This window comes from Lutibacter sp., assembly GCF_041562875.1.
Lineage (GTDB): Bacteria > Bacteroidota > Bacteroidia > Flavobacteriales > Flavobacteriaceae > Lutibacter.
Window position 1 is genome coordinate 1 of sequence record NZ_JBFFOE010000005.1, and the last position, 18,557, is coordinate 18,557.

Below are 18,557 nucleotides of genomic sequence, written 5' to 3' on the forward strand. Positions count from 1 at the left end.
ATTTAAACTACACTTTTTTGAAGTTTTTTTGAAAAAATACAACTTTAATTTTAGCTCATTGAAATAGTGCAGATTACACTTCATAAAAAATGATTTAATTTGAGTTAATTATCTATTTTAATAATATAAAAACACATATACTTTTAACTACATGTATTAAGGTATAGATAAAAATTTAAAAACTTCAAAATAAACAGTATTTAGATTGCAATAAGCTATTGCGAAACTGATAGTTTTCTAATACCTTTGCATCTTTAATAAAAATATATGATTCAAATAACATTACCTGACGGTTCAATTAAAGAATTTCATAGAGGAACTACCCCTATGGATGTTGCTATAAGTATAAGTGAAGGATTTGCTAGAAATGTAATTTCAGCTAAATTTAATGATATAATAATTGAGTCTTCTACTCCTTTAATGGAAAATGGAAATTTAACATTATTCACTTTTAATGATGTTGAAGGTAAAAAAACCTTTTGGCATTCTTCAGCTCATGTATTAGCTCAGGCAATTACTTCATTTTATCCAAATGTAAAATTAACCATAGGACCCGCAATTGAAAACGGTTTTTATTATGATGTTGATTTAGGTGATGAAGCAATTTCAGACAAAGATTTTAAAGCAATTGAAGATAAAGTACTTGAATTGGCTCGTGGAAAGCATGAGTTTAAAATGAGAGAGGTTTCAAAAGAAGATGCTTTAAATTATTATAAAAGTCAAAACAATCAATATAAAGTTGAATTGATAGAAAACTTGACAGATGGTGAAATCACTTTTTGTGACCATTCAGATTTCACTGATTTATGCCGAGGCGGACACATTCCAAATACAGGTATTATAAAAGCTGTAAAAGTTATGAGTGTTGCTGGAGCTTATTGGCGAGGAGATGAAAAGAACAACCAATTAACTCGTGTATATGGTATTTCTTTTCCAAAGCAAAAATTGCTTACTGAATATTTAGAGTTATTAGAAGAAGCTAAAAAAAGAGACCATAGAAAATTAGGGAAAGAGTTAGAATTATTTGCTTTTTCAGCTAAAGTTGGTCAGGGATTACCTCTTTGGTTACCAAAGGGTGCTGCATTGAGAGAAAGATTAGAGAATTTCTTAAAAAAAGCGCAGAAAAAGGCAGGATATGAAATGGTGATAACACCTCATATTGGGCAAAAAGAATTGTATGTTACATCTGGACATTATGAAAAATATGGTGCAGATAGTTTTCAACCAATACATACCCCAAAAGAAGGCGAAGAGTTCTTTTTAAAACCAATGAACTGTCCACACCACTGTGAAATTTATAATAACAAACCTTATTCATATAAAGAATTACCAAAGCGTTTTGCTGAATTTGGTACCGTATATAGATATGAACAAAGTGGCGAATTACATGGATTAACACGTGTAAGAGGATTTACGCAAGATGATGCACATATTTTTTGTACTCCCGACCAGTTAGATAAAGAATTTAAAGATGTTATTGATTTAGTATTATATGTATTCAAATCGTTAAGTTTTGAAAATTTCACTGCACAAGTTTCATTAAGATCTAAAGAAAAAAGTGAAAAATATATTGGTAGTGATGAAAATTGGGAAAAAGCTGAGACTGCCATTATAAACGCAGCAAAAGAAAAGGGATTAGATTATGTTGTTGAATATGGAGAAGCAGCATTTTACGGTCCTAAATTAGACTTTATGGTGAAAGATGCTTTAGGTAGAAGTTGGCAATTAGGAACTATACAAGTTGACTACAATTTACCTGAACGTTTTGACTTAAATTATAAAGGAGCAGATAATCAATTACACAGACCTGTGATGATTCACCGAGCACCTTTTGGTTCAATGGAACGTTTTATTGCCGTATTATTAGAGCATACTGCAGGGAAATTTCCTCTTTGGCTAACTCCAGAGCAGGTTATAATACTACCTATTAGTGATAAATATCAAAAATATGCAGAAAATGTTTTATGTTTGCTAGAAAATTCCGAAATTCGCGCCCTTGTAGATTCACGAAATGAAAAAACAGGCAGAAAGATAAGAGATGCTGAGTTAAATAAAATACCGTTTATGCTTATTGTAGGTGAGCAAGAAGAAAAAGATGGTACAGTTTCAGTAAGAAAACAAGGAGAAGGTGATATGGGTACATTATCAATTAATGAATTTACATCATTTATAAATAAAGAAATTAATAGTACATTAGAGCAATTTTAAGTTTAATTTAAATTCCAACGTCATAGCAATTCGAAGTAAATCAGGGGGAAGAAAACCTTGGAGAGTAGTCAAAGAAGATCAACATAGGATTAATGAAAAAATCACATTTGTTGACGAAGTACGTTTAGTAGGTGATAATGTAGAAGTTGGTGTATATTCAATTTCAAAAGCAAAATCACTCGCTAGAGAACAAGAACTAGATTTGGTAGAGATATCTCCCAAAGCAGATCCACCTGTTTGTAAAATTATAGATTATAAGAAATTTCTTTACGAACAAAAAAAACGTGAAAAAGTTATAAAATCTAAAGCAACCAAGGTTATTGTTAAAGAAATTAGGTTTGGACCTAATACTGATGAGCACGATTTTGAATTTAAGAAAAAACATGCAATCAAATTTTTACAAGATGGTGCTAAATTAAAAGCATTTGTATTTTTTAAAGGAAGGTCTATTATTTATAAAGATCAAGGGCATATCTTACTTTTAAGATTGGCAACAGAAATTGAAGAATACGGCAAAGTAGAGCAAATGCCTAGATTAGAAGGTAAGCGTATGATTATGTACATTGCTCCTAAAAAGAAATAATACTTTAACTACAATCAGTGAGCTATAAGGTTAACTATCGTAGTTGAAGAACAAGGAAAATAAGCAAGATAAAAAAAGTAGAAGAAAGATGCCTAAAATGAAAACAAAATCTAGTGCTAAGAAGCGTTTTAAGCTTACAGGTTCTGGAAAAATTAAAAGAAAGCATGCTTTTAAGAGTCACATTTTGACTAAAAAAAGCAAAAAACGTAAATTAAAGTTAACTCATGATGGTTTAGTACATAAAGCAGATAGAGCTAACATTTTACAACAGTTAACTTTAAAATAATAAAGTTACAGGGAATTTAATTATTAACCTTGGAGTAGAGCTATACAAGTTCAAATTTAAAGTTTGACGCCTACTACAAAAAAACAAATGAAATTATGCCAAGATCAGTAAATTCAGTTGCTTCAAGAGCTAAGAGAAAAAAGATATTGAAGCTAGCAAAAGGTTACTTTGGACGTAGAAAAAACGTTTATACGGTAGCTAAAAATGCGGTTGAAAAAGGAATGGTTTATTCTTATAGAGACCGTAAAAACAAAAAAAGAACTTTCCGTGGTTTATGGATTCAACGTATAAACGCTGGAGCCCGCCAATATGGATTGTCTTATTCACAGTTTATGGGTAAAGTAAAAGCTAATAACATTGAATTGAATCGTAAGGTTCTTGCAGATTTAGCGATGAACAACCCAGAGGCTTTTAAGGCTGTTGTAGATCAAGTAAAATAGATTTTTAATTTCTTGCTTATATAAAAAAACCCAATCTTTTAGATTGGGTTTTTTATTTTATATACATACCTTTTAATCTTCTTGAATTCTATTTATTCTTATATTTACATAAATTTTAACAATTTATAGTATGCTTGTTTGGGGAATTTTTATTGCTTTTATACTTCTGTTTTTAGCTTTAGATTTAGGTGTTTTTAACAAAACGCCACACATTATAAGCACGAAAGAAGCCTCTGTTTGGACAGGAATTTGGGTACTAATATCATTATTGTTTTCAGGTATTATTTATTGGTTATATTCAACTAATGTTATAAACAATGTTGACAACCTCTCACCTACCAATGCTACTTTAAAATACATTACAGGTTACTTAATAGAATTATCCTTAAGTATTGATAATATTTTTGTTATCGCTGTTATATTTACCTCTTTTAAAATTCCATTAAAATATCAACACCGAGTTTTATTTTGGGGGATTTTAGGTGCAATTGTATTTAGAGCTTTCATGATTTTCTTTGGAGTTATACTTATTAAAAAATTTAGCTTTACAACCTATGTGTTTGGGGCATTTTTAATTTTTACCGCTTATAGAATGTTAAGTTCAAAAGATAATGAGTTTCATCCAAAAAAATCATTTATTTATAGACAAATAAGAAGATTTTTACCCATTACAAGCCATATGAATGGAGAACATTTTTTTGTAAAAATGCGACACATTACAGCCGCCACTCCACTTTTTATTGCTTTAATTATTATTGAATTTACGGATGTATTGTTTGCCATGGATAGTATTCCGGCAATTTTAGCAATAACATCCGATCCATTTTTAGTATTTACTTCTAATATTTTTGCAATATTAGGGTTACGATCCATGTATTTTTTCTTGTCGAATATGTTGGCTAAATTCCATTTTTTAAAATACAGTTTAATAGTAATTTTAACTTTTGTAGGAATTAAATTAATACTCGCACATCATTTTAATTTTCCTGAATGGTTATCATTATCAGTTATAGCCGTTTCATTATTAACAGGTGTTATTGTATCAATTAAGTCAATAAATAAAGGTGAAGAAGCTAAATAGGAAAAGCTAAACTCTATTAGTTTTTCTTTTCTATCTCTTTTAAATTTTCCATTTTTTTATAAGCAAGGAAACCTGCAACATTATCAAAATGTTCTTTTACTCGTTTGTTACCAAACTCAAAAACTTTTTCTGCTAAACCATCTAAGAAATCTCTATCATGAGAAACCAAAATTAACGTTCCATCAAAATCTTTAAGAGCATCTTTAATAATATCTTTTGTTTTCATATCTAAATGGTTAGTTGGCTCATCTAAAATTAAAACGTTTACTGGTTCTAACAATAATTTTATCATTGCTAAACGTGTTTTCTCACCTCCTGACAATACTTTTACTTTTTTTGTTGTATCATCTCCGCTAAACATAAAAGCTCCTAACAAACCTTTAATTTTAGTTCTAATATCGCCAACAGCAATTTGATCAATTGTTTCAAAAACAGTTAATTCTTCATCTAATAATGATGCTTGATTTTGAGCGAAATAACCAATTTTAACATTATGACCAACTTCCATAGTTCCGTCAAAATCAATTTCAGACATAATAGCTTTTATCATAGTAGATTTTCCTTCACCATTTTTACCAACAAAAGCAACTTTTTCACCACGTTCAATTACCAAACTTGCTTTTTCAAAAACAACATGTTCATTGTACTTTTTAGATAAATCATTCACAACAACAGGATATTGACCACTTCTTGGTGATTGAGGAAATTTTAATCGCAATGCGGAAGTATCTACTTCATCAATTTCAACTAGTTGCATTTTCTCCAACATTTTAACGCGCGACTGCACTTGATTTGTTTTTGAATAAGTCCCTTTAAAACGATCTATAAACTCCGTAGTTTCTAAAATTATTTTTTGCTGTTCGTCAAAAGCTTTTTGCTGATGCACACGACGATCTTTTCGCAACTCTAAATAATGAGAATAGGTTGCTTTATAATCGTAAATTTTACCCATAGTTACTTCAATAGTTCTATTGGTTATATTATCTACAAAAGCTCTGTCATGCGATATAACAATTACAGCTTTAGCTGAATTAATTAAAAAATCTTCCAACCATTGAACACTCTCAATATCAATATGATTTGTAGGTTCATCTAATAAAATTAAATCGGGTTTTTGAAGTAAAATTTTTGCCAACTCAATTCTCATACGCCATCCTCCAGAAAACTCAGATGTTGGTCTGTTAAAATCTTTACGTTCAAAACCAAGTCCTTTTAAAACAATTTCAACCTCAGCTTCATAATTTACTTCTTCTATTGAATAAAATTTTTCACTTAATTCAGAAACACGTTCAATCAACTTCATATATTCATCGCTTTCATAATCTGTACGAACAGTAAGCGCTTCATTAATTTCATCAATTTCAGTTTTCATTTTAAGAACTTCAGCAAAAGCTTTTGAAGTTTCTTCAAAAACAGTTGCATTATCTTTAGCAAGTAAATGCTGAGGAAGGTATGCAATAACAGCATCTTTAGGTGCCGAAATATTCCCCGATGATGGTTTACTAGCTCCAGCAATAATTTTTAATAATGTAGATTTTCCCGCACCATTTTTACCCATTAAAGCAATTTTATCATTATCATTAATTGCAAATGAAATATTACTAAATAGCGTTGTATTACCAAATTGCACTGAAATATCATTAACTGTAACCATTATTTTAATTTATATGTAACATTGATTTTTTTGAAAGGCGCAAATATACGTTTTTGTTATATATCATATAAAACAAAAAAAGCAAGAACGTGACATTCTTGCTTTTTAAATAAAGTATTAAACTTTATTATTATAGTACTTCGCCTAATTCTTTTAACTTTTCAGTATTTTCAGCTAATTTTAATCCTTCAATAATTCTATGAATATCTCCGTTAATTACATTTGATAAATCATACAAAGTCATTCCTATTCTGTGTTCAGTAACACGGCCTTGTGGGTAATTATAGGTTCTAATTTTTGCAGAACGATCACCACTAGAAACCAATGAATTTCTTTTTAATGAATCTGCTGCTAATTTTTTCTCCAATTCTTGTTCATATAAACGAGAACGCAATACTTTCATTGCTTTTTCCTTATTTTTATGTTGAGATTTTTGATCTTGACATTGTGCAACCAAACCAGAAGGAATGTGAGTTAAACGAACCGCAGAATACGTTGTGTTAACCGATTGTCCACCAGGTCCTGAAGAACAGAAAAAATCTACACGAATATCACTAGGCAATAATTCAACATCAAACTCTTCAGCTTCTGGTAAAACCATAACTGTTGCAGCAGATGTATGAACTCTCCCTTGAGTTTCTGTTTGAGGAACACGTTGCACACGGTGAACACCAGATTCAAACTTCATATCTCCATACACATCAGCTCCAGTAACACTAAATATTATTTCTTTAAAACCTCCTGAAGTACCTTCACTAATGTCTTCAACTTCTGTTTTCCATCCTTTATCTGAGCAATATTTTGTGTACATTCTATACAAATCTCCTGCAAAAATACTTGCTTCATCTCCACCTGTTCCTGCTCTAATTTCTACAATCACATTTTTGGCATCTTCCGGATCTTTAGGAATTAGCATAAACTTAATATCTTCCTCTAATTTAGGAATTCTAAGAGTTGCCTCTTCCATTTCTATCTTAGCCATTTCTGTCATTTCTTCATCAGAACCATCAGCTATTATTTCTTTAGCTTCTTCAATATTGGCTAACAATGCCTTATATTCTTCAGCAACTTTCATTACTGCATTTAAATCTTTATATTCTTTACTTAATTTTATATAACGTTTTTGGTCTAAAATAATATCAGGTTGAATGATTAAATCAGACACCTCATCAAATTTTTGTTTTATTATTCTTAATTTATCTAACATCTTCTTTTTTAATTGGATTGCAAATTTACAATATTTTCTTGAGAATACATTTTAAGAACATTAAATTACTTTTAACATACTAACTATCAGTGATAAAAATTGTTTTATTTATTTATTTTTAAAAATTTAGATTTTTAAGGTAGGGTTTTTAAGTATTTAATTGTTTAGTATAAATACTAAACAACTTTTAAAATAAAATCATGAGAAAACCCCTACAATCAAAAATTAAAAAAACTTTAATTGCTTTATTAATTTCGTGCAGCTTTGCTGCTAATTCACAAGACCTTACTAACAATTTAAAATTATGGTCCGGTATCAGTGCTTCTTATAAAATAAATCATAATCTAAGCGCAAAAATAAGTCAACTTTTGGCTTATAATACTTCCCCAAGTAGCTACAGTTTTTCACAAACAAAACTATCTTTATCCTATAAATTAAAACGAAGAACATATATAGAAGGTGGATATGTTAAGGGCCTTTTTAACGATTCAAATTCGTTAAGAGATCAAGGAGCTTCTTCTAGTTGGTTTAATAAAGTGGCCGTTGATCGAATTTATGGTAGTTTTTCTTATAAACATAGCATTGCTAAACGGTTATCTTTAAAACATAAAATTGAGTTTCAGTATTTCTTTGCAGATTTAGATAAATATAAAACAAGGAGTATCTATTCAGCTAGATTAGGTTATAATGTAAGAAATTCTAGTTTAACTCCATTTATTGAGGGTCAATTTTACAATTATAGTGGAGGAATTATTTCAAGTGGAATTAAAAGGTTCCGATTTAAATCTGGATTAAGTTTTAAACTTGTTAAAGACTCCTCAATGGGTGTTTCAATTTACCATATTCTCCAAAATGAATTTAAAACTGAAAACCTTTCTGAAAACGATTATTCAGTTTTTGGATTAAGCCTTTCATTTAAAATAAAATAACCCCAAATATTATGAAACTAAGTAAGATAAATTCAAAAAACATAAAAAAAGCTATTATTTGTAAAAACGTAACTAGCACACTTATAAATAAGCAAATTAAAAAAACCTACATGCCAAAAGCTGGAGATGTGGCTATTTTTAAAGTAAAAGACATAGGGAAACATAACCGAATTCAATCTACAAATGGTAATAACAAGTATATTTTACCAGGTGATCTAATTATGGGAGCATTTGGAAATAGGTATGCAACAGAGCAAATGGAAGGTTATGTACCAGATACTTACCACAACTCCTATCATATATTAGGTCAAGGAGGTGCTATAGGAATTTTAAAAAGTATACATACCAAATTTGAATTAGTTGGCCCTACCACTTTAAGTTTGATAGGTTATCTGGTTCATGAAAATGGTGAAGTCATTAATACTAAATACCTGAATGATGAAATCACAACTTATAAATCTATTCCATTAAATACGGATCCAAAAGTTATATTATCTTTAGGGACTAGTATGGATAGTGGTAAAACTACTTCAGCAGCATTTCTTGCAAGGGGTCTAAAATTAGCAAAAAAAAAACCTGCCTATATCAAATTAACAGGAACTGTTTACACTAAAGATAAAAATATGGTTAGTGATTATGGCGCTACTATTTCTTTAGATTTTTCTCATTTTGGATTTCCTTCTACTTACATGTGCTCTACACATGAACTTTTAGATTTATATCAAAATTTAATTGATTATGTGAAACCCTATAATCCAGATTATATTATAGTTGAAATAGCAGATGGCCTTTTACAAAGAGAAACATATGCCTTAATTCATCATAAAAATTTCATGAATAAAGTCTCAGGAGCCTTATTTTCGTCACTAGATAGCATGAGCGCCATCGCCGGAGCAGACATGCTCACAGAATTAGGATGTAATGTAATTGGTGTAACAGGACTTTTCACTATTAGCCCATTATTAGTAGATGAAGTGAAACAAAAATCTAATTATCATGTTTTAACAGAAGAAAATTTGACATCGAAAGAAATAATTGATACTTTAAATAAAAAAATAAACTACTTGGAATTTGAAAACAAAATGGCAGTTAATAGCTGATTTTATAAAAGGAAACAAATTACTTGCTATTGTAGCATTTATAAGTGGTTTATTCTATAACGTTATTATATTATTAATTCCTGTTAGCCTTGGGCATTTTTATGAGTTCAACTTTGGGTTCTCATCACATCGTTTAAGGTTATTAGAATCAATCATATTTATCAATACTGAAAGTTTTAATGAATTTTTAGCCTTCTTTATTGGTCTTATTTTAATTCGTTTTGTTTTTGAATTTATTAACAGGTATATAATTTCAATTATTGGAGAACGTTTTGCTAAAAATCTTAGAGAGCAGCTTTTTGAACATCAACTTCATATAAGCACACATATCTATGACCAAAAAGGAATTGGAAAATATTTGCTTCGGTACAGTGGGGACCTGAAAAGTATTCAAAATTATGTTACTAATGGGTTATTTAAGTTTACGCAAGACCTCATGTTAATTGTAATTTTAATCATTACAATTTCTTATATAGATTTCATTTTTGGTTTTATTGTGGCAATTTCTATAGGTGTTTTAATACTCCTATTATTTTTTATGAATCACCTTCTTTATAAAATATCTGTAAGTCGCAGAAATCAACGGGCGGCAATGTTAACATTTGTTAACACTCGATTAAGGGCAATACTTTCAATAAAAGCTTTTAATAAATACACCCCTGAAAAAAATAAATATATTAAGCGTTCAGAAAATCTTTATACCGTTGGTAAAAAATACCAGCAAACAGTAAGTGTTATTCAATCTATTATTCCTGCTGTAACCTACTTAATGCTAGCTTTACTGATGTGGTATGTGTATTATTTAAAGAGCCATAAAGAAAATGTATTTAATCAATCTGCACTGTTAATTTTAATTCTATTAATCATATCCTTTCTTCCTATTCTAAGGCGTACACTAAGAGTAAGCATTATTTGGAGACTCGGAAATATTTCATTTGAAAAACTGCTTAACATCTTTTCTTTGAAAGCTGAAAATAAGGTTTCCTTTAAAAAAATTAATTTGTCTGAAAAGGAAATAAATTTAAAAAATATTTATTTCCATTATTTCAATTCAAAAAACATAATTTTTAACAAGCTAACGATTACATTACTTCCAAAAAAACTAACGGTGATAGTCGGTGGTTCAGGAACAGGTAAAAGCACATTCATCAATTTATTACTAAAAATTCATCAACCAACTAAAGGAACTATACATTTTGGGAAATATAGTTACAATAAGTTAGCTGAAAAATCCATTAGAAAAAATATAACAGTCATTTCAAGTGATTTTCCGCTATATGGAAGAACCGTGTATGAAGCTATTGCATATAGCAGATCAAAAGAAGCAGCAATTAAAGTTGCTAAAATTTTAAAAGAACTACAACAATTTGAAGATATAAAAATTAGACTTGAATTGAAAGATACTATTGGCGATTTAGGAAACAAACTTACCAGTGGTCAAAAAAAGATTTTAATGTATTGTAGAGCCCTTCTAACTAATAAGCCATGGATTATTATTAACCAACCTTTTAATGATTTAGATCCCAACACTATAAATCATTTAAAGAATACTCTAAACTCGTTAAAGCCTACTAAAACCATTATAATAATGGATACTACTATTCCTGAAGGATTGAAAGTTGATCATATTTATACTCTTAAAAATAGTGTTTTAACGAAACAGAAATAGTATTAATATTTAAATGTACCAAACTCGCTTTTAATCGTTAACTTTTTAGTTTTTGAAGCTTCTACCCTACCTATAATTTGCGCATCCACATTAAAACTTTTTGAAATTTCAATTATATCACCCGCTATTTCTGGAGAAACATATAATTCCATTCTGTGGCCGCAGTTAAAAACCTGATACATTTCTTTCCAGTCGGTTTTAGACTGCTCTTGAATCAACTTAAATAGTGGTGGAATTGTAAACATATTATCTTTCACTATATGCAAATTATCTATAAAGTGAAGAATTTTGGTTTGTGCACCTCCGCTACAATGCACCATTCCATGAATTTCTTTTGAAGTAAATTTTTTAAGAATTTCTTTAATAATAGGTGCATATGTTCTTGTTGGAGAAAGCACCAATTTACCTGCGTTTATAGGCGAATTTTTAACAGAATCCGTTAATTTAACATTTCCAGAATACACTAACTCTTGTGGAACTGCTGCATCAAAACTTTCTGGATATTTAGCAGCTAAATAGTTATGAAACACATCATGACGAGCAGATGTTAAGCCATTAGACCCCATTCCTCCATTATAATCCTTTTCATAGGTTGCTTGTCCAAAAGAAGCTAAACCAACAATTACATCGCCTGGCTTTATGTTTGCGTTATTAATAACATCTTTTCTTCTCATTCTAGCTGTAACTGTAGAATCAACAATTATGGTTCTAACCAAATCGCCAACATCGGCAGTTTCTCCACCCGTTGAATGAATTTCTACGCCAAACTTTTTTAAATCTTGTAATAATTCTTCAGTACCATTTATAATTTCAGAAAGTACTTCTCCAGTAATTAAATTTTTATTTCTCCCAATTGTAGATGACAATAAAATGTTTTCTGTTGCCCCCACACAAATTAAATCGTCAATATTCATAATTAATGCGTCTTGAGCTATTCCTTTCCAAACAGAAACATCACCTGTTTCTTTCCAATACATATACGCCAACGAAGATTTTGTACCTGCACCATCTGCATGCATGATTAAACAATAATCTTCATCATTTGTTAAATAATCAGGAACAATTTTACAAAATGCTTTAGGAAATAATCCTTTATCTACATTCTTAATAGCATTATGTACATCTTCTTTTGAAGCTGAAACACCTCTTTGGCTATATCTTTTACTAATTTCTGAGCTCATTTATGCTAAATTATATTATTATGCAAAAGTAATTTTTCTTTTCTAATTAATGAAGTATAAAAAAACCGAATGAAATCTCATTCGGTTTTTTTATACTTCATTAACAAATTATTCCCAATCAGGCATTATTGAATCTCTAAATAATTCTAATCTATCATTATTACCCGCTATACTCATTTTATAAATTGATTTAGTAGAAATACCATCATTTGAAGTATTTACAAAAATTACTTCTGCTTCATTTGGTGAAAATCTAGGATCTAAATCATTAGTTCCTGCCGTTTTATTTAACGAAATATCTGTTGCTTCATCAGCAACAAAATCATATACAAAAATATGAGTGTCCAATTGTCTGTTATCCGCATTTTCATATTCTGAAATATCATACGTGTACATTAACAATTTATTATCAACAGAAATATTAAGCCCTCCAGCTGCTCCATTAACTCCTGATAAAATAGTTGTTAATGTAGTTCCTTCCATATTAATAGTATAAATAGAAACATTAAAACCTGTTACATCATTTGTTTTTAGTGCTATTATACTTTCATCATTACTCCAGTCACATTCAGTTATAAAACTTCCATCAGTTGTTTGATAAATTTGTTGAAGACCGCTTCCATCTTTATTAATAATATATAATTTATCATAGTGCGAATACAACAATCTATCACCATTAGATGACCAAGAGAAATCTATTTCATTAAAATTAAATCCAGTAACAGATACACCTGAAGTTACTTGAGAAACATTTGAACCATCTTGTTTCATGGTAAATAAATGGGTTTCATTATTATATATACGTAAGAAAGCAATTAAATCAGATGCTTGATTTTTTCTTGGTCTCCAACTATTTTGATCATCCGTTGTTAATTGAACCTCATTTTCAGTTAAATTTGTTGTTTCATTATAATTTGCAGAATAAATTACATTGTTATTATTTGCGCTTTTTTGAACATAAAAATATCTATTCCCAGAGTTTATTTTAGTTTTAAAAGAGTTTACTAAACTTAAAACTTCTGGATTTATATTATCTGTAGCAGCAACTTGCCAAAAGTATTTAACACCATATTTTAAATCTGATACAACATAAGTTGTGTCTATAAGATCTTCAACCTTAATAATATCGTTATTAATATCATTTTTAAGCTCCAATCTATATGTTATTTCGTCAGATTCAGGATCTTTTGATGACCATATTAATTCTACAGAAATCTCTTGATCTTCAATACCATCAATTGGAGTCAACAAAATTGGAGTTGATGGCGGTCTATTTAGAGCTGTTTCATCCTCCATTTCAAAAATCACATTAACCTCTAAATTCATTGTAACAGTTGCAGGCTCAAACGAAGTTAAGTAATTTTCTTTGGTAGCACTCACAGAATAATCGCCAGCTTCAACATCATGTATACTAAAATAACCCTCAATATCAGAAAATACAGTGTTATTAGATGGAGACAGTGTTATTTTAGCATTTTCAATAGGGTTAAAACTATTTGCTTCCACTACCCTACCTGTAATAGTTCCTAATCCTACTAAATCTACAGTATCTTCATTACAGCTTAAAAATAAACTTAATACAAATACCAATACTATATTAAATGTTCTTTTCATTTTGATTTTTTTAACTATTCAAAAAATTTCGCTTTTACACTTTTATATGGCTTTCCAATATAAATATTCAACCCAACTCCAAATCTCCAGAAATAATCATTTCTTTTCCCATTAACCAACAAATCTAATTTATCATTAAACATTAAATTTTGTTCGCCAAAAATTTTAATTCCAATATTATTAACGGGTAAATATTCTAAACCTAAACCATATTGAAATTTTGTATACAACTTAATATCGCGTGGATTTGGAATAGCAACACCTAAACCTGCATATATAAATGGGGAGAAACTATCATAAGGCAGTAAATTATATTCAAAATTTGTGTCTAAAGACACAAATCCTTCTTTAAATACTTGTTCATTTTCCAATCTGAAATATCCCATTCCTAAATTTAAACTAAGATTTGGGTTTTTTAAAAAAATCTTTATCGACGAATTTATTGCTATTCCTTCTTTAGGATTTGAATAATCACCATCAATAAGTGCGGTACCCCCAGAAATACTTAATCCAAACTTACCTCTTCTATCTTCTAATTTTCTATCTAATAGCGCTGTTGATTCTAACTCTTCTTTTTCAATTAAATATTTTTCTTTTACTAATTTAATTGTTTCTTCGCCTCCTTTTGGAACCCATAGGCCATCAATAATACCTTCAACAATTAAAACTTCAACTGCTTTATCAATTGCTTCTTTAACTGCCAATTGAGCTGGCTCATTTTTAGTAACACCTGTTTCTACTTCTAATAACCTTTTTATGTCTACATATCTAAACAAATTAGCTGAAATACCTTGCGATAAAATAGTTTTTGAAACATATACATTTTTTAATATTCTACCACTTGAAGTTGAAACAGCTCTCAAATAAATTGTTATTCTATCTTGTCTATATTCTGTAGAACCACCAACTCCAAAGTACCTAGCCCCAGAACCTCCAGTAATTATATTTGAATCATACGAAACAACTCCACCCTCTAATATTATTCCTGCAAACAATAATGGAGGTATTGAAGTAGTTTGATCTTCATTTGCATCTTTAGCATATTCTTGGCGAGTTGACCTTATTATTTGCCTTTCATTTAATAAGTTTCCAATATTTTCTCTCTCAATGGGTTTAAACCATTTAGATTCTTCTAAAGATTTTAATAATATTGAAGTCCCTCCTTGAGTAACTGCAGTACTGAATGTTGAACCATTTTCAACTAATTTATATTGCCCCGTTTGATCTCTAAACTTATAAACACCAACAATTGTTTCATTTAATGGCAGTATGGTATCTAATATACTTTTTCTTGATGTGTTTTCTCCTATTCTGGCTTTACTCGCATTAAAAGGCTGATTAAAATAAGCCCCACAGCTTGTTAATACTAATAAAATAGAACAAATAATAAATTTGAAAAACTTTCTCATAGATTATAGATTTGTTATATTTAATTTGGTATTATTATTTGAGTCTGTTCGCCCGTTGTAGTATCTAAAATATTAACAGATAAGCCATTACTTGAAGGGGTGATTTCTACAACCAAAGAGCCAAAAACAAAAGTACCAACAGACAACCCTTCGTCTCCAAATTGTTGTTGAAACAAATCTTGTGATAATGAATTTAACAACTGTCTATTTAAACTTTCTGTAAAATTCTCTAAATCTGTTGCTTGAGTGAAATCAAATCCTGAATCTTCTTCAAAACTATTTTGGGCATTAGCCGAAGCCAACAACTGCTGATAATTAAAAGTGTCTCCACCAAAAAAAGGGTTAATTGGCTTATAAACAATATTTTGAGAAAAAACAAAACTAGAAAAACAAACAAATAGTACGGTAATTATTAATTTTAACTTTTTCATACTTAAATTTACTAAAATATTTTATATTCTACTATTTTTAAATAACATTTTTCGTTGCTTAGAATATTGGCTTAAATTCTGTAAAGAAATTTTAACATTCGATTTTAAAAACTCTTCATCAGGTTTTGATATAAATTCAAATAACACTCTATCATCAACCTTAACTGATATAATACTACTAGTCCCAAAATATGGTTTTTCTGCAATGGTAATAATAAAAGGATATTGTGTTCCTGAAGTTAAATATTCCTGATAAAAATAGTCGTGAAAATCTTTACCAATTTTTGTAAGTACTTCATCTATAACAATACCTTTTAACACAAAATCGGCTTCTTTTACTATTTTTTTTTGTGCTTGCTGTTGTTTTTGAGGGAGTATGTATATTGAATCTTTTGAAACTAATATATTTTCATGTTTTACAAATAAATAAATACGCAAATCTTCATCTTCATTTAAATTTAAACGAATTTCAGAAACAGTTTTACTTTCTTCAGGATTTAAAGAGAATTCGCCTTCTTGTTTATTACTAGAATAATTTCCTGAAGCATTTTTTTTTAAGGCTACTAAATTGTAGTATAAATTATTTTTAAAAAGTGGTTCTTCATTTTCAATCTGAGCTCTTATTAAAATTAAATTATCAGATTCCTGAATATTAATTTTACCTTTAACAGCTTCATTTAATTGTGAATACACTTGGTTAAAACTCAACAACAAACAACATAAAACAATATGTATTTTCAGTTGGCTCATAGCCTAATAATTCTTTATAATTAAGGTTTTAAAATCTGATTTTTGAACAATACTAATATTATTAATGATTGAATTCTCTCCATAAATTAGAAGATTATTTGAATTACCTTGTTGAACTATATTAAAATTGGAAGATGTATTATTGTAATAGTTGATAAAATTGTAATAATTGCTATTTCCTAATTGATTAACCGTTTGAGAATCTGCAACATTTTGTTTAATATCAATTTGATTGTTATTCCCTATTTGGTTTAAAGTAACAGAATTACTTTGGGCTTGTTTATTATTTATTGGAAGTGCAACATTGCTTTCAAGCCAAGAAGACTCTTTATTTAATTGAAAGTATTGATTTATAATGTGCGTATTTTCATCTGTAATTTCCTGAGCATTTCCAGTAAAGAAAGTTAAATTGAACAGTATAGAAAGTATAACTAATAGTATATGAGGATTTTTCATAGTTTTAATGATTTTTCATATGATATCAAATTTAAGAAAAAAGAGGGAATTATCCCCTCTTTTTTTGTAATAAATTGTTGCTTAAATGTTTAACTAATTTTAAACAGCCAAATTTTAAATTAATACTCTAAATAATATTTGTTAAAAATACTATTGAATACCCAAACTATTTTGTTGCACACAAGCTGTATTATAATTACCCATTTGATTAACTGTACTATAATTCCCTGCAGAACCAACACTATTAGCAGTTTGCTCAGTATAAGAAGCGTTACCCATACCATTTTGATAAACATCACTCACATTCCAACCTGTTGTCCCTTCGGTTTGAGTTAAACAATTCTTGTTATTTGTTCCATCTTGGTAAACAGTAGAAATATTTGTTGAACCGAATAATCCAATAGCATATGATCCAGCATTTTGCGTTTCAGAAGATGTATTTCCAGATCCATATTGAGTAGTAGTTGCTCTATTTAAACTTCCATTTTGTGTTTGGTTAACTGCATTATTATCTCCGTCTTGGTATATATATGCGGTACTTCCAGAGGCTCCATCATTAGGCCCTGACGATTGATACTGAATAGCATCATTATTATCACCAACTTGAATTGTATGCGCCGAATTATTATCATAAAACTGAGTTTGTGAAGATCCGTTACCTAAACCTACTTGAGTAACTCTAGCCCAGTTGCTTTCGGCATAACCAGCACCAACTAATTGTTTTGCATAGTTTGAACTTCCAGATTGCCAAACAATACTTATGTTAGAATCTCCAAATTGTTCAACATCAGAAACGTTATTATTACCATCTTGGTGAATCCAAGATTGATTATAAGACCCTCCATAACCAAATTGATCGTCAGCACCATCTTGATTTACATTACTTAAATTTCCTGTACCGTATTGTAAAACACTTGCGAAATTCCCTTCACCATCTTGGCCGATGCCACTTACATTATCACTTCCTTCATGATATTGCATGTCTACTTGTTGTACTTCACAATCATTGCAAGGAGCCCAACCACCTTGTGCAAATAAAGAACTTGAAGCAAATAAAAATGCTACACCTAAAAATAAATTTAATTTTTTCATAATAATAAAATTTTAAACGTTAGTAAATTTGTAAATAATAATTAAATTTCATAAAAATTTATAGGGGACTATAACTACTTTAAAAATATGTACAAATACATATGAATGAATGTCTCTATAAACTTCTTACTTGGGGTGTAAAATTTTGTGGGGTGTAAAAATTAATTTTAATTTATTTTAGAACAAATAAAATATATAGTACTCTACACTTATTTAGTATGGGTCTAAATTAAATATAAAAACCTTAATTTCAATATATTAATTATTGAAATTTGCAAAACGTAATATTTATTTAATGAACAGTATGTAATATCACTTTAGTTACATAAAACACATTTTAAGTTAAATAAAAGACTAATTCACCTTAAATTACTTTCTTTTTAGCTGTAATTTATTAACTTATTTTTAGAAATTGAAAAGCTATAACAATGAAGTTATAGCAGCAGAAAGAGATATACAAGAATGTA

General features: G+C 29.2%; 17 protein-coding genes. 8 read left to right on the forward strand and 9 right to left on the reverse strand.

The window, feature by feature from the left end; genetic code table 11:
- Nucleotides 1-267 precede the first annotated feature (267 nt).
- The 5 genes from thrS (at nucleotide 268) to ABY863_RS01420 (ending at nucleotide 4,598) form a co-directional block, all read left to right on the forward strand.
- Entirely contained in the window at nucleotides 268-2,208 is a 1,941-nt protein-coding gene (gene thrS / locus ABY863_RS01400) for a threonine--tRNA ligase (protein WP_372792469.1), read from the forward strand.
- A 28-nt stretch (nucleotides 2,209-2,236) separates the two neighbouring features.
- Entirely contained in the window at nucleotides 2,237-2,791 is a 555-nt protein-coding gene (infC, locus tag ABY863_RS01405) for a translation initiation factor IF-3 (RefSeq protein ID WP_372792530.1), read from the forward strand.
- Between the two features lie 88 nt (nucleotides 2,792-2,879).
- Nucleotides 2,880-3,077 (forward strand): 50S ribosomal protein L35, encoded by a 198-nt coding sequence (rpmI, locus tag ABY863_RS01410; protein ID WP_299522837.1) that lies wholly within the window; start codon nucleotides 2,880-2,882, stop codon nucleotides 3,075-3,077.
- Between the two features lie 95 nt (nucleotides 3,078-3,172).
- Nucleotides 3,173-3,517 carry a 50S ribosomal protein L20 gene (gene rplT, locus ABY863_RS01415; protein WP_372792470.1) on the forward strand — a complete coding sequence of 115 codons (345 nt, stop codon included), beginning with the start codon at nucleotides 3,173-3,175 and terminating at the stop codon, nucleotides 3,515-3,517.
- Between the two features lie 130 nt (nucleotides 3,518-3,647).
- A complete protein-coding gene (locus ABY863_RS01420; RefSeq protein ID WP_372792471.1) occupies nucleotides 3,648-4,598 on the forward strand; it encodes a TerC family protein in 951 nt (316 codons plus the stop codon).
- Between the two features lie 16 nt (nucleotides 4,599-4,614).
- On the opposite strand, the gene ABY863_RS01425 is transcribed toward ABY863_RS01420, so the two are convergent.
- The gene (locus ABY863_RS01425; protein ID WP_372792472.1) at nucleotides 4,615-6,252 is read right to left on the reverse strand and encodes an ABC-F family ATP-binding cassette domain-containing protein; all 1,638 of its coding nucleotides are present in this window, start codon (nucleotides 6,250-6,252) and stop codon (nucleotides 4,615-4,617) included.
- Nucleotides 6,253-6,382: 130 nt separating this feature from the next.
- On the reverse strand, nucleotides 6,383-7,459 hold the full coding sequence (prfA, locus tag ABY863_RS01430) for a peptide chain release factor 1 (protein WP_372792473.1): 1,077 nt from the start codon (nucleotides 7,457-7,459) through the stop codon (nucleotides 6,383-6,385).
- 200 nt (nucleotides 7,460-7,659) lie between these two features.
- Between prfA and ABY863_RS01435 the strand changes: the two genes are divergently transcribed.
- From ABY863_RS01435 to ABY863_RS01445, 3 genes are all read left to right on the forward strand, one after another.
- Nucleotides 7,660-8,388, forward strand: a complete 729-nt coding sequence (locus ABY863_RS01435; RefSeq protein ID WP_372792474.1) for a DUF2490 domain-containing protein — start codon at nucleotides 7,660-7,662, stop codon at nucleotides 8,386-8,388.
- A gap of 110 nt (nucleotides 8,389-8,498) precedes the next feature.
- Nucleotides 8,499-9,488: a hypothetical protein gene (locus ABY863_RS01440; protein ID WP_372792475.1), complete on the forward strand. Its 990-nt coding sequence runs from the start codon at nucleotides 8,499-8,501 to the stop codon at nucleotides 9,486-9,488.
- Nucleotides 9,460-11,157 carry an ABC transporter transmembrane domain-containing protein gene (locus ABY863_RS01445; RefSeq protein WP_372792476.1) on the forward strand — a complete coding sequence of 566 codons (1,698 nt, stop codon included), beginning with the start codon at nucleotides 9,460-9,462 and terminating at the stop codon, nucleotides 11,155-11,157. Before ABY863_RS01440 ends, ABY863_RS01445 begins: the two co-directional genes overlap by 29 nt.
- A gap of 2 nt (nucleotides 11,158-11,159) precedes the next feature.
- On the opposite strand, the gene ABY863_RS01450 is transcribed toward ABY863_RS01445, so the two are convergent.
- The 7 genes from ABY863_RS01450 to ABY863_RS01480 form a co-directional block, all read right to left on the reverse strand.
- A complete protein-coding gene (locus tag ABY863_RS01450; RefSeq protein WP_372792477.1) occupies nucleotides 11,160-12,338 on the reverse strand; it encodes an AIR synthase related protein in 1,179 nt (392 codons plus the stop codon).
- Nucleotides 12,339-12,446: 108 nt separating this feature from the next.
- Entirely contained in the window at nucleotides 12,447-13,952 is a 1,506-nt protein-coding gene (locus tag ABY863_RS01455) for a carboxypeptidase regulatory-like domain-containing protein (RefSeq protein WP_372792478.1), read from the reverse strand.
- 14 nt (nucleotides 13,953-13,966) lie between these two features.
- Nucleotides 13,967-15,361 (reverse strand): CsgG/HfaB family protein, encoded by a 1,395-nt coding sequence (locus tag ABY863_RS01460; protein WP_372792480.1) that lies wholly within the window; start codon nucleotides 15,359-15,361, stop codon nucleotides 13,967-13,969.
- Between the two features lie 20 nt (nucleotides 15,362-15,381).
- Nucleotides 15,382-15,792: a curli production assembly/transport component CsgF gene (locus ABY863_RS01465; protein ID WP_372792481.1), complete on the reverse strand. Its 411-nt coding sequence runs from the start codon at nucleotides 15,790-15,792 to the stop codon at nucleotides 15,382-15,384.
- Between the two features lie 21 nt (nucleotides 15,793-15,813).
- The gene (gene csgH / locus ABY863_RS01470; RefSeq protein ID WP_372792482.1) at nucleotides 15,814-16,542 is read right to left on the reverse strand and encodes a curli-like amyloid fiber formation chaperone CsgH; all 729 of its coding nucleotides are present in this window, start codon (nucleotides 16,540-16,542) and stop codon (nucleotides 15,814-15,816) included.
- A 3-nt stretch (nucleotides 16,543-16,545) separates the two neighbouring features.
- Complete coding sequence (locus tag ABY863_RS01475) at nucleotides 16,546-16,998, reverse strand: hypothetical protein (RefSeq protein ID WP_372792483.1); 453 nt, start codon at nucleotides 16,996-16,998, stop codon at nucleotides 16,546-16,548.
- Between the two features lie 150 nt (nucleotides 16,999-17,148).
- Complete coding sequence (locus ABY863_RS01480) at nucleotides 17,149-18,090, reverse strand: hypothetical protein (RefSeq protein WP_372792484.1); 942 nt, start codon at nucleotides 18,088-18,090, stop codon at nucleotides 17,149-17,151.
- Between the last annotated feature and the right edge of the window lie 467 nt (nucleotides 18,091-18,557).

What these genes read in the sequence shown, in the direction of transcription:
- ABY863_RS01450 (WP_372792477.1), bottom strand. Translation starts at nt 12,338, where the DNA reads ATGAGCTCAGAAATTAGTAAAAGATATAGCCAAAGAGGTGTTTCAGCT.
- ABY863_RS01460 (WP_372792480.1), bottom strand. Translation starts at nt 15,361, where the DNA reads ATGAGAAAGTTTTTCAAATTTATTATTTGTTCTATTTTATTAGTATTA.
- ABY863_RS01465 (WP_372792481.1), bottom strand. Translation starts at nt 15,792, where the DNA reads ATGAAAAAGTTAAAATTAATAATTACCGTACTATTTGTTTGTTTTTCT.
- csgH (WP_372792482.1), bottom strand. Translation starts at nt 16,542, where the DNA reads ATGAGCCAACTGAAAATACATATTGTTTTATGTTGTTTGTTGTTGAGT.
- rplT (WP_372792470.1), top strand. Translation starts at nt 3,173, where the DNA reads ATGCCAAGATCAGTAAATTCAGTTGCTTCAAGAGCTAAGAGAAAAAAG.
- ABY863_RS01435 (WP_372792474.1), top strand. Translation starts at nt 7,660, where the DNA reads ATGAGAAAACCCCTACAATCAAAAATTAAAAAAACTTTAATTGCTTTA.
- ABY863_RS01425 (WP_372792472.1), bottom strand. Translation starts at nt 6,252, where the DNA reads ATGGTTACAGTTAATGATATTTCAGTGCAATTTGGTAATACAACGCTA.
- rpmI (WP_299522837.1), top strand. Translation starts at nt 2,880, where the DNA reads ATGCCTAAAATGAAAACAAAATCTAGTGCTAAGAAGCGTTTTAAGCTT.
- ABY863_RS01480 (WP_372792484.1), bottom strand. Translation starts at nt 18,090, where the DNA reads ATGAAAAAATTAAATTTATTTTTAGGTGTAGCATTTTTATTTGCTTCA.
- thrS (WP_372792469.1), top strand. Translation starts at nt 268, where the DNA reads ATGATTCAAATAACATTACCTGACGGTTCAATTAAAGAATTTCATAGA.
- ABY863_RS01475 (WP_372792483.1), bottom strand. Translation starts at nt 16,998, where the DNA reads ATGAAAAATCCTCATATACTATTAGTTATACTTTCTATACTGTTCAAT.
- ABY863_RS01440 (WP_372792475.1), top strand. Translation starts at nt 8,499, where the DNA reads ATGCCAAAAGCTGGAGATGTGGCTATTTTTAAAGTAAAAGACATAGGG.
- ABY863_RS01420 (WP_372792471.1), top strand. Translation starts at nt 3,648, where the DNA reads ATGCTTGTTTGGGGAATTTTTATTGCTTTTATACTTCTGTTTTTAGCT.
- prfA (WP_372792473.1), bottom strand. Translation starts at nt 7,459, where the DNA reads ATGTTAGATAAATTAAGAATAATAAAACAAAAATTTGATGAGGTGTCT.
- ABY863_RS01455 (WP_372792478.1), bottom strand. Translation starts at nt 13,952, where the DNA reads ATGAAAAGAACATTTAATATAGTATTGGTATTTGTATTAAGTTTATTT.